This window comes from Vibrio sp. YT-16 (genome assembly GCF_033337405.1).
Taxonomy (GTDB): domain Bacteria; phylum Pseudomonadota; class Gammaproteobacteria; order Enterobacterales; family Vibrionaceae; genus Vibrio; species Vibrio alginolyticus.
The window spans coordinates 24,146-38,587 of the sequence record NZ_JAWOQQ010000026.1; the positions used below are offsets into that span (position 1 = coordinate 24,146).

The 14,442-nt window shown below is 46.4% G+C and carries 12 protein-coding genes; 9 read left to right on the forward strand and 3 right to left on the reverse strand.

Features of this window, described 5'->3' with window-relative positions:
• The first annotated feature begins 100 nt into the window (after window positions 1-100).
• From recQ to R7F07_RS23590, 3 genes are all read left to right on the forward strand, one after another.
• Window positions 101-1,936, forward strand: coding sequence for an ATP-dependent DNA helicase RecQ (gene recQ / locus R7F07_RS23580; RefSeq protein ID WP_005451195.1), 1,836 nt, complete (start codon window positions 101-103; stop codon window positions 1,934-1,936).
• A gap of 9 nt (window positions 1,937-1,945) precedes the next feature.
• Window positions 1,946-2,251 (forward strand): DUF3630 family protein, encoded by a 306-nt coding sequence (locus R7F07_RS23585; protein WP_054579633.1) that lies wholly within the window; start codon window positions 1,946-1,948, stop codon window positions 2,249-2,251.
• Between the two features lie 234 nt (window positions 2,252-2,485).
• Complete coding sequence (locus R7F07_RS23590; RefSeq protein ID WP_033907317.1) at window positions 2,486-3,160, forward strand: 7-cyano-7-deazaguanine/7-aminomethyl-7-deazaguanine transporter; 675 nt, start codon at window positions 2,486-2,488, stop codon at window positions 3,158-3,160.
• 222 nt (window positions 3,161-3,382) lie between these two features.
• Here the strand turns inward: R7F07_RS23590 and R7F07_RS23595 are convergent, their stop codons facing one another.
• The 3 genes from R7F07_RS23595 to rhlB all read right to left on the reverse strand — a co-directional run bounded on the left by R7F07_RS23595 (window position 3,383) and on the right by rhlB (window position 8,031).
• Window positions 3,383-5,026, reverse strand: coding sequence for a sugar nucleotide-binding protein (locus tag R7F07_RS23595; protein WP_104979853.1), 1,644 nt, complete (start codon window positions 5,024-5,026; stop codon window positions 3,383-3,385).
• Window positions 5,027-5,198: 172 nt separating this feature from the next.
• Entirely contained in the window at window positions 5,199-6,692 is a 1,494-nt protein-coding gene (gene gppA / locus R7F07_RS23600) for a guanosine-5'-triphosphate,3'-diphosphate diphosphatase (RefSeq protein WP_005382885.1), read from the reverse strand.
• Between the two features lie 19 nt (window positions 6,693-6,711).
• On the reverse strand, window positions 6,712-8,031 hold the full coding sequence (gene rhlB, locus R7F07_RS23605; RefSeq protein ID WP_005378764.1) for an ATP-dependent RNA helicase RhlB: 1,320 nt from the start codon (window positions 8,029-8,031) through the stop codon (window positions 6,712-6,714).
• A gap of 111 nt (window positions 8,032-8,142) precedes the next feature.
• Here rhlB and trxA point away from each other — a divergent pair, with 111 nt between their 5' ends.
• The 6 genes from trxA (at window position 8,143) to fre (ending at window position 13,962) form a co-directional block, all read left to right on the forward strand.
• Window positions 8,143-8,469, forward strand: a complete 327-nt coding sequence (gene trxA, locus R7F07_RS23610; RefSeq protein ID WP_004745500.1) for a thioredoxin TrxA — start codon at window positions 8,143-8,145, stop codon at window positions 8,467-8,469.
• A 196-nt stretch (window positions 8,470-8,665) separates the two neighbouring features.
• A complete protein-coding gene (rho, locus tag R7F07_RS23615; protein WP_005378757.1) occupies window positions 8,666-9,925 on the forward strand; it encodes a transcription termination factor Rho in 1,260 nt (419 codons plus the stop codon).
• 105 nt (window positions 9,926-10,030) lie between these two features.
• Window positions 10,031-11,023, forward strand: coding sequence for a hypothetical protein (locus R7F07_RS23620; RefSeq protein ID WP_104979851.1), 993 nt, complete (start codon window positions 10,031-10,033; stop codon window positions 11,021-11,023).
• 91 nt (window positions 11,024-11,114) lie between these two features.
• The gene (gene ubiD, locus R7F07_RS23625; RefSeq protein WP_033907314.1) at window positions 11,115-12,968 is read left to right on the forward strand and encodes a 4-hydroxy-3-polyprenylbenzoate decarboxylase; all 1,854 of its coding nucleotides are present in this window, start codon (window positions 11,115-11,117) and stop codon (window positions 12,966-12,968) included.
• A complete protein-coding gene (locus R7F07_RS23630; RefSeq protein ID WP_012126600.1) occupies window positions 12,965-13,234 on the forward strand; it encodes a 2Fe-2S iron-sulfur cluster-binding protein in 270 nt (89 codons plus the stop codon). The genes ubiD and R7F07_RS23630 overlap by 4 nt, the downstream gene beginning before the upstream one ends.
• A 14-nt stretch (window positions 13,235-13,248) precedes the next feature.
• Window positions 13,249-13,962 (forward strand): NAD(P)H-flavin reductase, encoded by a 714-nt coding sequence (gene fre / locus R7F07_RS23635; RefSeq protein ID WP_005382872.1) that lies wholly within the window; start codon window positions 13,249-13,251, stop codon window positions 13,960-13,962.
• Window positions 13,963-14,442: the final 480 nt, after the last annotated feature.

The window sequence follows — 14,442 nt, forward strand, 5'->3', positions numbered from 1 at the left end:
GGTTTTATTCACCATGAAACCCCATTACAATGTGCCCTCACTTTGTGTGCCAGTGGTATGCATAAGCACCTCTTTTTTAAGACCCAATCTGAGACTTTTCATGACCTCGACCTTGTTAGCCGAACAATCTGATTCGCCTGTAACGCCTCAACGTGTGTTGGAGGATGTGTTTGGTTACCAAGAGTTCCGTGATGGTCAGCAGTTGGTGATTGATGCTGCGGTAGAAGGTCGCGACAGCTTAGTTATCCTGCCTACTGGTGGCGGTAAGTCGCTGTGTTATCAAATCCCTGCTTTGGTTCGCTCTGGTATTACTTTGGTGATTTCTCCGCTTATCTCGCTGATGAAAGACCAAGTGGACCAGCTTAAAGCCAACGGTGTAGCGGCTGAATGCATTAACTCGACCATGCCTCGTGAAGAACTGCTCAGCGTATATAACCGCATGCACACTGGTCATCTTAAGTTGGTGTACGTCTCACCAGAACGCGTATTGATGCGTGATTTCATTGAGCGCTTGGAAAACTTGCCGCTATCGATGATTGCCGTCGATGAAGCGCATTGTATTTCCCAGTGGGGACACGATTTCCGTCCAGAATACGCCGCGCTTGGTCAACTTAAGCAGCAGTTTTCCCATGTGCCATTTATGGCGCTGACGGCGACGGCGGATGATGCAACGCGCCGAGATATTCTTGAGCGTCTGCAACTGAATAATCCAGAGGTTTATCTAGGCAGCTTCGACCGTCCTAACATTCGCTACAACTTAGTTGAGAAGCACAAGCCGGTTTCGCAAATTGTTCGTTATCTTGAAACCCAAAAGGGTAATTGCGGCATCATCTATTGTGGTAGCCGTAAGAAAGTTGAGATGGTGACCGAGAAGCTGTGCAACAACCACATTCGTGCTGCTGGTTATCACGCAGGTATGGATGCCGATGAGCGCGCTTACGTTCAAGAAGCTTTCCAACGCGATGACATCCAAATCGTGGTAGCGACCGTAGCATTCGGTATGGGCATCAACAAACCAAACGTGCGCTTTGTGGTTCACTTTGATATCCCGCGCAATATCGAATCTTACTATCAGGAAACGGGTCGTGCAGGGCGTGATGGTTTGCCTGCGGAAGCCATGATGTTGTATGACCCAGCGGACATCAGTTGGCTGCGTCGTATGTTGGATGAGAAAGACGATGGTCCACAGAAGCAGGTGGAAACCCACAAACTGAATGCGATGAGTGCCTTTGCTGAGGCGCAGACTTGTCGTCGTCAGGTGCTATTGAATTACTTTGGTGAGTATCGTGAGAAGCCATGTGGCAACTGCGATATTTGCTTAGATCCACCGAAGCACTTTGATGCAACAGAAGAAGCACGTAAGGCGTTGTCTTGTGTGTACCGTGTTAATCAGAGCTTTGGTATGGGCTACGTGGTAGAAGTGCTACGTGGCATGCAAAACATTCGTGTACGTGAAAACGGGCACGATAAGATTTCTACCTACGCGATAGGGCGCGATCACAGCCACGATTACTGGGTGAGTATCTTCCGTCAGTTAATCCACAAAGGGCTGCTGTTCCAAAACATCACGCGTAACTCAACGCTGCAACTTACTGAAGAGGCGCGTCCGCTGCTACGTGGCGATGTGACTCTGGAGTTAGCGGTTCCGCGTTTAGACACTGCAGCACGTGCGGCGAAGTCGGACAAACTGACCAGCAAGAACTACGACAAAAAGCTGTTTGCTAAGTTACGTAAGCTGCGTAAGTCGATTGCTGATGAAGATGGTTTGCCACCATACGTGGTCTTTAGTGATGCGACTCTGATTGATATGGCGGAGATCTTGCCAACGTCTTACGGCGAAATGTTGGCAGTCAGCGGCGTTGGTCAGCGCAAACTGGAGAAGTACGCCGATCCATTCCTCGATTTGATTCAAGAACACATTACTCACCACGGATAAGGAACCAAGATGCAAAAGGAATTTGGCTTAGCGGACTACATGGCACAAGAAGGGCGCTTAATCATTACCGCGCCGAGCTTTGACCTTGATAGCTTTCCTGCTTTAGGTGAGCGTTTAGTTGTCTTGCTTTCTGCTACTGTGGTGGAAAAGCAGTGGGATGCGGACATTCACTCTTGGCTGATCGACTTTGAAGGTTGCCGACTGTTTATGAAAGCAGAGCATTACAGCGAAGCGATTTGGTTTGAAGCGTTAGCGATTGAAGAGAGCAGGGAAGAGTTGGATTATCTTGCAGGATTGTTCCAGCGCGGCTTCTAAAAATAGAATTTTTCTTAAAAGGGTGTTTCACATGAAACACCCTTTTTTATGCTTAAACGTTTGCGTAAAACAGACGACTTGCGGCGAAAAGTGGTTAATGTATAATCGCCCACCGCTTCGCTCAGAATGAGCCAAGCCAGTTTATTTTTCATTTTACATTGTTGGTAAGAGCCACTTTATTCAGTGACTCGATTTGGGTTCCCTCACCCCCAAACCAAACTAAAAAGGTATCGCATGAGTAACTTTACCCCTGCGCAGCAGCGCAACGCCCTTATCTATCTGGTTCTATTCCACCTAGTCATTATTGCATCTAGCAATTACCTAGTTCAGCTACCGTTTACTATTTTCGGTTTCCATACCACTTGGGGCGCATTCACTTTCCCATTTATATTCCTAGCGACTGACTTAACTGTGCGTATTTTCGGTGCTCAGTTGGCGCGTAAGATCATCTTCTTAGTGATGTTGCCTGCTTTGGCAGTGTCTTACTTCTTATCGGTGGTGTTCTTCGAAGGTCAATTCCAAGGTTTTGGTCACCTGGGAGAATTTAACTTATTCGTCGCTCGTATCGCGATTGCTAGTTTCATGGCGTACTTACTTGGTCAGATCATGGATGTGCACGTGTTCAACCGCTTACGTCAAATGAAGCAATGGTGGGTGGCACCAACGTGTTCAACGCTTTTCGGTAATGCACTTGATACTATCGCTTTCTTCGCCATTGCGTTCTACCAAAGCCCAGATCCATTTATGGCGGAGCATTGGACGGAAATCGCGCTGGTGGATTACGGCTTCAAACTGATTATCAGTCTTGGTTTGTTTGTTCCTATGTACGGCGTATTACTGAATTACCTAATTAAGAAGCTGACTGAGGTGAACCCTGACTTTAAGGTGACGACAAGCGTTCAGTCTTAATATCAGTGGGAACCCCGAAAGCCGCTTGCTTAAATCAAGCGGCTTTTTTGTACCTGCTTACTGGGATTTAGAGGGTTTTGTACAGCGTGGGGAGCAATTAGATCATGGGTGTCCAAAAGCTCCCTGAGCTGTACGAAGGTAAAAATGAGCAGTAAAAAAGGTCCCGAGTGAGACCTTTTAATCGAAGGTACGGCACGTAGAGGAAGCTCGCTGGTGAAATGGCTAACAGAGCATCTTCTCAATCAAAATGGCTTTTTGCGCATCGAAGGCGCCAAGTTGCAGGCCGTTATCCCAGCTGATGCTTTGATTGAACATCGCCAACATCAAACCGACACTGCGTTGATTGGCGTCCTGCCAGCAATCAGACTCGCTGTACTCTCCATCATTTATCGCGTTGCCATTAACGAGAATGGGCTCGAAACGCCATTTTTCTCCGACACGGTAGTAGCCTTTGCTGGTTAAGGTCTGGTTGGATTGAATCGTTAGGTTGTGCTCGATGCCCGGCTCACCTGTTAATTCAAATACAAATCTTAGCTGGTGGTCGCCACATTGCAGCTCAACGATCAGTTGGCCGTTTTTCTCAGTCAGTGTCGACTGAGAGTAGTCTCCAAAGCAGTGCAGCAACCAGGAGATAGGGTGGCTAGCTGTTTCAAGAAACCACTCTTTGAGTGTGAAGGTGCCCGGTAGGTTAACCTGGGTGACTAGATTGACCACACAAGGTTGGGTTTGCGAAGTGAGCCACTCCTCTATTGTCTTGGCGGTATTTAGCTGAGCAAAGGCGTAATTAACCAATAGGTTGGCGTTCGGTTGCTGCCAGTGAGTGATGTCGGAATTCAATCCCAACAATGGCTTTTCACAGATAAGCTTGGTTGAACCTAACGTCTTTATGATCTCTGCATGAGTATGCGCAGGTGTCGCGATGGTCACGACATCAAGTAGTTTGAGTGCGCTGATGTTCGTTTCTGCCTTTGGGATTGCTTCTTCACTGCACGCTTGCTGAAGAGGTTCTATTTGGTTGGCACATAACGTCGTGACTGCAACACCATTGTTTCTATAGTGCGGAATGTGCGTGCGTCCCCAGTTGATTCCTATGATGCCAGCTTGCTGGATTTGCTCTGGCTTGGTGAAACGTTCACTCAATGGCGGCAAGGCAATTCGTTCATCTGTTAGACGTTGGTCATGGTGATAGTCATTGCTTGGCAGCACTTGCCATGGTTTGTTGTAATGCTGTTTGAGTGCACAAACGAGTTCGTAGAAATTCCACTTATCTTTTAAGTTGCTATCAAGGTGATATAAACCGGCTTCGTTCCGCTCAATAAGCTGCAAAAAGGCGAGTGCAGTATCGTCCATATGAGAAGTCGCAGGATACCAAGCCGTGCTAGCGGTAATAACGCCGTTCTCTTCATATTGGCGGTCGAGATGCGCCAACATGTTATTGCCTTCTGCTTGGTGATGGAGCTGCCAACCAATTCGAGCAACCATCGCATCTGGATTTGCTTGCCAGATTGCATCTTCACAACGAACTTTGTATTTGCCGTAATCATCTTGGGTGTTTCTTTCTTCAAAGATGCCATAAGGCCCGTTTTTTGTGGCATCAAATACCATTGCTGTGCTGACAAAGAGGTAAGGAATGTTGCGCTGTTTGCAGTGTTCACCGAGCCATGCTGCCCATGCTTCACTCCCCATCGCCATATGGCACACCGCATCAATGTGGTGCTGCTGCCAAAATTGCTCACTTTGCTCTGGATCATCTGGTGAGATTTGGTGGTGATTCCACTCCAATATGTTCCAGCCGCGTAGGTGAAACTGATGAGCGACTTTTGGGGCGAGAGTGCCAGTTAAGCCAGTCATTAAAACGGTTTTCATGATGGTGCATCTTGGTTGGCTAAATTGTGTTTATCAATAAAGCATGGCTGTTTTTCGATGTAGAGCGGAGAAGCTGAAATTTTTGCTGGGCAGCACGTTTTGTAGGGGAAGTAGAAGCAAAAAAGCCCAAGCGAACGCCTGGGCTTTAGTATTGTAAGGCAGTGATATTCGCTTATTTTGCTACGATATTTAATGGCCAGCCGATGTCTGTCTGACGGTTGGATTCAATTTCCAACTCAGCCGCAGTCAGTGGGTTTTTCTCTAGCCATTGCGCATCAATGTGTAACGTTAGATTGTCGCCTTCAACCGTTAGAGTCACATTTGGCTCTAGATCAGGATTGCGACGATGGCTGAGCAGAACCGCAAGACGCAACAGTCTCAATACTCGTTTGGCACTTGAGCCTGATAATGCATGCTGCTCAGGTAAAGAAGTGAGCTGTTCGCGATAGCGACGAGCCACTTCACCAATAAAGAACTTCTGCGCGCGCGTGTAACCAGGCAGATCCAAATTCTGCAGCAAGTAAGCACTATGCTCTCCGCCTTTTTTGAAATCGATAGTTAAACCAATTTCATGCAGTTTTGCGGCGGTCTCGAGTAATATCTTGCCCTGAGGCTCTGTAATCCACTCATCGCCCCCAGCTTGCTGTAAAAGCGTGTGTGCCAGAGTAGCGACTTGTTCGCCGTATTGGTGATCGAGCTGATAGCGATTTTGTACGCTAGCGATAGTGCGGGCACGAATGTCTTCTTGACGAAGCTCTTCAACCATCTCATACACTAAGCCTTCGCGTAGTGCGCCGCCAGCCAGTGTCATAGCATCGATTTCAAGCAATTCAAAAACGGCAATCAAAATAGAGAGGCCACTAGGGAACACTAATGCGCGCTCAAGTGTTAAGCCTTCAATATCGAGCTCTTCTAAATGGTCGGCCAACATGGCTTGCTTCTGTAGACGCTTGAGTTTGGAGTGAGTGATTACTTCGTCCATGCCTTGCGCCAGCATTATCTCTTGCAATGCCTGAACAGTGCCTGATGCACCAACGCACACATCCCAACCAATTTCTGTATAACGTTCTAAAATCGGCTGGATGGTCTGTTTCGCTCCTTCAATTGCCGCGTCAAAGTTACGAGCATTCAATTGGCGATCTTTAAAGAAGTTTTCAAGCCAAGTCACGCAGCCCATTTTTAAGCTGGTCAGTGCTTTGGCTTCGAAACCTTCACCGATAATCAGTTCGGTACTTGCTCCACCGATATCGACTACAAGGCGACGACCACTACCGCCAGAGGTGTGAGCGACACCTTTATAGATAGTGGCAGCTTCTTCTTCACCAGTAATCACTTCGATAGGCTGGCCTAGAATTTGGTTAGCCTTTTCTAAAAACACATCTACATTGGTCGCGGTACGTAATGTTGCAGTACCGACGATGCGAATGTTTTGTTTAGGAATGTCCTGCAAGCGTTCCGCAAATAGACTTAAGCAGTCCCATCCTCGCTGCATAGCTTCCATACTAAGAGAATTATGTTCATCTAAGCCCGCTGCTAGACGAACTTTGCGCTTAATTTTAGCCATTGTTTGAACGCTGCCATCGATGTGACGCACAACGAGCATGTGAAAACTGTTCGACCCGAGGTCGATGGCGGCATATAGCGGTGATGATCCTGCTTGACTCATAAACGAACTCAGTTTCCTATTACGATTGTTTTGGTGCCGATTGACGCGGTTGGCGTGGACGACGTCCCTGCGGCTTACGGTTACCAGAACCAGAACGGGTACCGCCAGTATTCGTGCGGCGCTGTTGGTTGCGTGGTGCACGCATACGAATCGGAGCCGGTAGATCTTGAATCAGTGCCGACGAATCGTACTCTGAAACTGGGATTGTGTGCTCAATGTATTCTTCGATTGCTGGTAGGTTAACCGCGTACTCTTCACAAGCAAAACTGATCGAATGACCGCTCGCACCAGCGCGACCAGTACGGCCAATACGGTGAACATAATCTTCACAGTCGTCAGGAAGGTCGTAGTTGAAAACGTGCGTTACCTGAGGAATATGCAGGCCACGCGCTGCAACGTCAGTTGCAACTAAGATGTCGACATCACCTTTGGTGAATTGCTCAAGAATCTTCTCACGCTTCTTCTGCGGTACATCGCCAGTAAGAAGGCCTACACGGTGTCCATCGGCAGCCAAATGACCCCAAACCGATTCACACTTATGCTTGGTATTGGCAAAAATGATAGCGCGATCTGGCCACTCTTCTTCAATTAGTGTTTGAAGCAGCGCCATTTTGTCTTCATTAGAAGGATAGAAAAGCTCTTCCTGAATGCGGTGGCCAGTTTTTTGTTCCGGTTCGACAACGACATGCTCAGGAGTATTCATGTGTTCGAATGCCAGTTCTTGAACGCGGTAAGACAGCGTTGCTGAGAACAGCATGTTCAAACGCTCTTTTGGCTCAGGCATACGACGGAACAAGAAGCGAATGTCTTTAATAAAGCCAAGATCGAACATGCGGTCGGCTTCGTCCAGAACAACAGCTTGAATGTTGTTGAGGTTAAATACGCGCTGTTTGTAGAAATCGATGATACGGCCTGTTGTTCCGATCAGAATATCTACGCCGTCTTGCAGTTTCGCAAGTTGCTTGTCGTAGCTTTCACCACCGTAAGCTAGAGCGGTTTTTAGACCTGTGCTTTCAGTTAATGATTCTGCATCATTGTAAATCTGAATAGCGAGCTCACGTGTAGGCGCCATAATAATTGCGCGTGGCTGTGTAGGCTTACGACCTTCATGTTCCGGAGTCGTCAGAAGGTGGTTGAACGTAGCAGTAAGAAACGCGAGCGTTTTACCAGTACCCGTTTGGGCCTGGCCTGCGATGTCTTGGCCGGTGAGCAGGACCGGCAACGCCAAGGCTTGGATAGGGGTACAAAATTCGAACCCTTTTTTGTCCAATCCTTCAATAACTTGGGGCTTTAAGCCCAAATCGGCGAACTTTTGCTCTGTGATATGCGTCTTTTTCATGGCTATAGAATATCAGCTAAAGCTTGCAATACGAAAGTAAATACATTCCAATAGGGCATCTAATTACTGGTTATCATCCAACCAGTTTCGAAAAACACATTGGAGTGGAAGATGAGTGATAAGATTTTGCAGCTAACTGATGACGGTTTTGAAAACGATGTAATCAACGCTGCAGGCCCGGTTCTAGTGGATTTTTGGGCAGAATGGTGTGGTCCTTGTAAAATGATCGCTCCTATTTTGGACGAAATCGCAGACGAGTACGAAGGCAAACTCACTATCGGTAAACTAAACATCGACCATAACGCAGGTACACCACCTAAGTTTGGTATTCGCGGCATTCCAACGCTATTACTATTTAAAGATGGTAACGTAGCGGCAACGAAAGTAGGTGCTCTGTCTAAAACTCAACTGAAAGAGTTCCTAGACGCAAACTTATAATCACCAAGTGATTACAGATAAAACCGTGCAAAGTTACAATGCACGGTTTTGTTTTTCTAACTCTGGACTAGAATACTAATTAGTGCTAACTTATCGCGCGTTAATTGAACAAATTTCTCTTCTTGGTCGATCCTGAGACCAAATCCATCTTAACTAGAAAACAGATCTTATTTTGACTAAACAAGAATCCACCACCATGAACCTTACCGAACTGAAGAACAGACCTGTGTCTGACCTTGTAAAACTGGGCGAAAGCTTAGGATTAGAGAACCTAGCTCGCTTAAGAAAACAAGACATCATCTTCGCGATTTTAAAAGCGCACGCGAAAGGCGGCGAAGACATCTTTGGCGATGGGGTTCTGGAAATTCTGCAAGACGGCTTTGGTTTCCTACGCAGTGCAGATAGTTCATACCTTGCGGGTCCGGACGATATCTACGTATCACCAAGTCAGATTCGTCGCTTTAACCTACGTACTGGTGACTCTATCGCTGGTAAAATTCGTCCACCAAAAGACGGTGAACGTTACTTTGCCCTTCTAAAAGTCAATACCGTTAACGACGATAAACCAGACAACGCCCGTAACAAGATCCTATTTGAAAACCTTACTCCTCTGCATGCGAATGAGCGCATGGTTATGGAGCGTGGTAACGGTTCAACAGAAGACATTACAGCACGTGTTTTAGACTTGGCATCCCCAATCGGTAAAGGTCAACGTGGTCTGATTGTTGCTCCGCCTAAAGCGGGTAAAACAATGCTTCTGCAAAACATCGCGCAAAGCATCGCGTACAACCACCCAGAGTGTGAGTTGATGGTTCTTCTTATCGACGAACGTCCAGAAGAAGTAACTGAGATGCAGCGCCTAGTTAAAGGTGAAGTGGTTGCGTCGACTTTCGATGAGCCAGCATCTCGTCACGTACAAGTAGCGGAAATGGTGATCGAGAAGGCAAAACGTCTTGTTGAACATAAGAAAGACGTAGTTATCTTGCTTGACTCTATCACTCGTCTAGCTCGTGCTTACAACACCGTAGTGCCTTCATCAGGTAAAGTACTAACTGGTGGTGTGGATGCAAACGCATTACATCGTCCTAAGCGTTTCTTCGGTGCTGCACGTAACGTAGAAGAAGGCGGCAGCCTAACTATCATCGCAACGGCACTAGTAGATACTGGTTCTAAAATGGATGAAGTTATCTACGAAGAGTTCAAGGGTACAGGTAACATGGAACTGCACTTGAACCGTAAGATTGCTGAGAAGCGTGTATTCCCTGCGATTGACTTCAACCGCTCAGGTACACGTCGTGAAGAACTACTGACGAAGACTGACGAACTACAGAAGATGTGGATTCTGCGTAAGATCGTTCACCCAATGGGCGAAATCGACGCAATGGAATTCCTAATCGATAAGCTAGCGATGACGAAGACCAACGATGAGTTCTTCGATGCGATGCGTCGTCAATAGTCTCAAATAGTCATTCTGCGAAAAGCCACCGTATATCGGTGGCTTTTTTATTGCTTTCTCCCGATAGAAGTATCAGAATGAAGGAAATGTTATCGGGAGGTTAACATGCAACAAGGAATGTTGTCGTCATTACTCCTGAGCTTGTCACTTATCACTCTACCTGCGACATTATCTGCCAAGGAAATGCATGAGTCTGTAGTAGAACAGTGGCTTCAGGATACTCAAATACAGACTAAAGTCTCTGAACTGCTTGATTACGCTGTCAGAGATGAAGTCGACTCGCTTAAATTTTCCCTTGATAGACTTGCTTTGCCTCAACAAGAGGTGGTGCGCTTTCAATTATTGGAAAAGCTTGAAAAGCAAGATGTGATTCTCACGCCTCGAATGGCTCTGTTTGTTGAGTCCCAGATCCGTATGACCCCGACTTATCAAGTGTTAGAGCGAGGTGATGGGTATGAATTTAGTGTACCCGCTTTTAACTTTCCCGTTATTGCGAGTCGCTTGATTAAGCGTTGGAAACAAGACCAAAGTACCTTGGACTTTGTCTTACAAGCTGAACGAAGAGAGCTTAACTTAAAGCAATGGCTTACAGGGCCATCTCAACAAGCTCAAGCGCGTGAAGCGCTTTTGATTCGAGAGTTAGACGGCTTATCACCCAATGCGCTTGCTGCATTAGCGGCCCAGTTAACCAAAGCAAATGTGACCAGTTGGTTACCATCGACGGCCGTGATAGTCAGGTTGGCACAAGTTAGTCAGGATGAGGAAGTGTACAACTTACTCTGGCGGATGAAAGCTGATTACAACAGCCAGTCCGAACTTGAGCGTTTAGCTGCGGTTGGAGACGTTTTTTCCATTCAGCAATTGATGAATGCCACAGTTAACCCATCACTCAAGCCAGAAGCTATTAGTCTACTTACAAAATCTAACCCTCTATCTCCGCAAGTAAAGCAGTTTCTAGTTAGAAAAATGGCGTTATCAGAAGAAGCAACCATGGTTGCTCGAGAGCTTGCTCAACAAGGGCATCAAACCTGGTTGGAAGAGTTAGTATCTTCGAACCATCAGATAAAGACTCGGCAGATTGAACAAGTATTAAAGTAATCTGGCTCACATACCCACACAAAATAGGAGGATCTTAGCGTCCTCCTATTTGTTATACTGCGGACAGTTTAATCAGCCAGCATGAAGGCCTATGAGTTTTAAGGATTTACGCGAATTTATCGACCACCTAGAACAGAAAGGTCGACTTAAACGCATCACTCACCCTGTCGATCCCGCTTATGAAATGACAGAAATCAGCGACCGCACCTTGCGTGCTGGTGGACCTGCGCTGTTGTTTGAGAACCCAATCGGCTACGACGTACCTGTTTTGACGAACCTGTTTGGTACACCAGAGCGTGTCGCAATCGGTATGGGACGTGAAGATGTTAAAGAATTAAGAGAAGTCGGTAAGCTGCTGGCTTATTTAAAAGAACCTGAGCCACCAAAAGGCTTCAAAGACGCTTTAGAAAAACTGCCTGTGTTCAAACAAGTATTGAACATGCCGGCTAAGCGTTTACGTAAAGCACCATGCCAAGACATTGTTTGGCAAGGTGATGAAGTCGACTTGGATAAAATTCCGGTAATGAGCTGCTGGGCAGAAGATGTAGCGCCGCTGCTTACTTGGGGCTTAACCGTAACCAAAGGTCCAAATAAGAAACGTCAGAACCTAGGCATTTACCGTCAGCAGAAAATTGCCAAGAACAAAATCATCATGCGTTGGTTAGCCCATCGTGGTGGTGCGCTTGATCTGCGCGATTGGATGGAAACCAACCCAGGTAAACCTTTCCCAGTTTCGGTCGCGTTTGGTGCAGACCCAGCAACCATTCTTGGCGCAGTAACACCAGTGCCAGATACGCTATCGGAATACGCATTTGCAGGTTTGCTACGTGGAAGCAAAACGGAAGTCGTGAAGTCAGTCAGCAACGATTTGGAAGTGCCAGCGAGCGCGGAAATCGTGATGGAAGGTTATATCGACCCGAACGAGTTTGCTGATGAGGGTCCTTACGGTGACCATACTGGCTACTATAACGAAAAAGAAAAGCACCACGTATTTACTATTACGCACATTACTATGCGTAAAGACCCTATTTATCACAGCACCTACACAGGTCGTCCGCCAGATGAACCAGCTGTATTGGGTGTGGCATTAAACGAAGTGTTTGTGCCGATTCTGCAAAAGCAATTCCCAGAGATTGAAGACTTCTATCTACCGCCAGAAGGTTGTTCGTACCGAATGGCCGTCGTCACCATGAAGAAGCAGTACCCAGGACATGCCAAGCGCGTAATGATGGGCGTGTGGTCTTTCTTACGTCAATTCATGTATACCAAGTTTGTTATTGTGTGCGATGAATCGGTAAACGCACGAGATTGGAATGATGTCGTGAAAGCCATGTCAGAGCATATGGATCCTGTACGTGATACCTTGATGATAGATAACACGCCAATCGACTCGCTCGACTTTGCTTCACCAGTGGTTGGGCTTGGCTCCAAAATGGGCTTGGATGCGACCATTAAATGGGATGCCGAGCTGGCGACGCGAACCGAGGTCACTGAGCGAGACAGCAAAGCGATTACCGAAGCAGAACTAAATGAGTTGAAACAGCAACGCCCTGAGATTGTTGACGTCTATCTTCCAGTTACAGCAAACAACCAATTTGCTGTCGTGACTATGAAGAAAGACCAAGCTGGTCAATCCCAAGAATTGATGGAACATCTATGGGGCTTCTTTGCTCAGTACACGGATAACAAATTCATCATTTTGTGCGACGATGACGTTAATGCACGAGATTGGAATGACATCATTTGGGCGGTGACAACTCGAATGGACCCAGATAGAGACACGATTCAAGTGCTTGGTAAGACTGAGAGTTCATCCAAATTAGGACTGGATGCGACCAACAAGTTCGAATCTGAAGTCACGCGCGAGTGGGGTACGCCTATCAAAAAAGATCCTAAACTTGTGGCTAAAGTCGATGAGATTTGGGACCAGTTAGGTATTCTATGAGTCATCAAGTCCACCTTCTACCAATGGACGTTAGGTTCCAAGTAAAAGAAGGGGAGACGGTGTTGGAAGCTGCGCTCAACAACAATATTCGCTTCCCACACCGTTGCCAAGTTGGCGCTTGCGCCATGTGTATGTGTAAAAAGCTAACGGGCGAGGTGAGTTACCACCTCGAACCGATGCTAACCGAAAAAGAGCAACAGCAAGGTTGGATATTCCCTTGCCAAGCCTATACAGAAAGTAATTTAGTGCTTACTTTTGATGAGTAAGCGAGAGGAACACCATGACCATCCAATGTAAAGTAAAGTCTATTCAGCCGTTAGCTTGTAATACTTACCAAATCCTTCTTCATCCAGAATCACCAGTGCCTTTTAAAGCGGGTCAGTACCTAATGGTGGTGATGGGTGAAAAAGACAAACGTCCTTTCTCTATCGCAAGCAGCCCTTGTCGTCATGAAGGTGAACTTGAACTGCACATCGGTGCGGCGGAACACAACGCTTATGCACAAGAAGTTGTCGAAGCAATGCAAGCGGCGCTTGAAACTGATGGTCAGATTGAAATTGATGCGCCACATGGCGATGCTTGGGTTCAAGAAGAAAGCGAACGCCCATTATTATTAATTGCTGGTGGTACAGGCTTCAGTTACGTTCGCTCGATTCTGGATCACTGCGTAGCGCAGAATAAAACCAATCCTATCTATTTATATTGGGGGGCGCGCGATAACTGCCAGCTTTATGCTAAAGACGAACTGGTCGAGATTGCCGACAAGTTTGCCAATGTTCACTTTGTGCCAGTAGTAGAAGAAGCTCCTGCAGACTGGCAAGGTAAAGTTGGTAACGTGCTACAAGCTGTAGCTGAAGATTTCGAAAGCTTAGAAAACTACGATATCTATATTGCAGGTCGTTTTGAAATGGCTGGCGCAGCACGTGAACAGTTCACTCAGAACAAGAAAGCGAAGAGCGAACGTATGTTCGCAGACGCGTACGCATTCATTTAAATACGGCTTTTAAGGCAGAAAAAGAGGGTTTTTTACCCTCTTTTTTGCTTTTTTGATGAAATAGTCATCGAACAGGCATTTTTTTCCATTTTTTTTCAAAAAAGGGTTGCGAACGGATCTGAGTTCCCTATAATGCGCATCCACCGACACGGCAGACGCGATAAGGCTTCAGCAGGGTCGGAGAGGTGAAAGCTTCTACGAAAAATAAAATTGAAAAAGTGTTTGACACTGTCAATTAAATCGCTAGAATGCACCTCCGCTTTGAGAGAAAAACTTCTCGTAAAGCAAGCTCTTTAACAATATAGACCTATCAATCTGTGTGGGCACTCGTTGATGATAATCCAAATAGTTTCTTCGGAAACAATTTAGGTTTCAATGAAACGAAGTGACCATTGAATCTTCGGATTCAGCACAGTCAATTCAAACATTACTTATGTAATGTTCAGTATTCATTGAGCCGAACAAAATCTTAAATTGAAG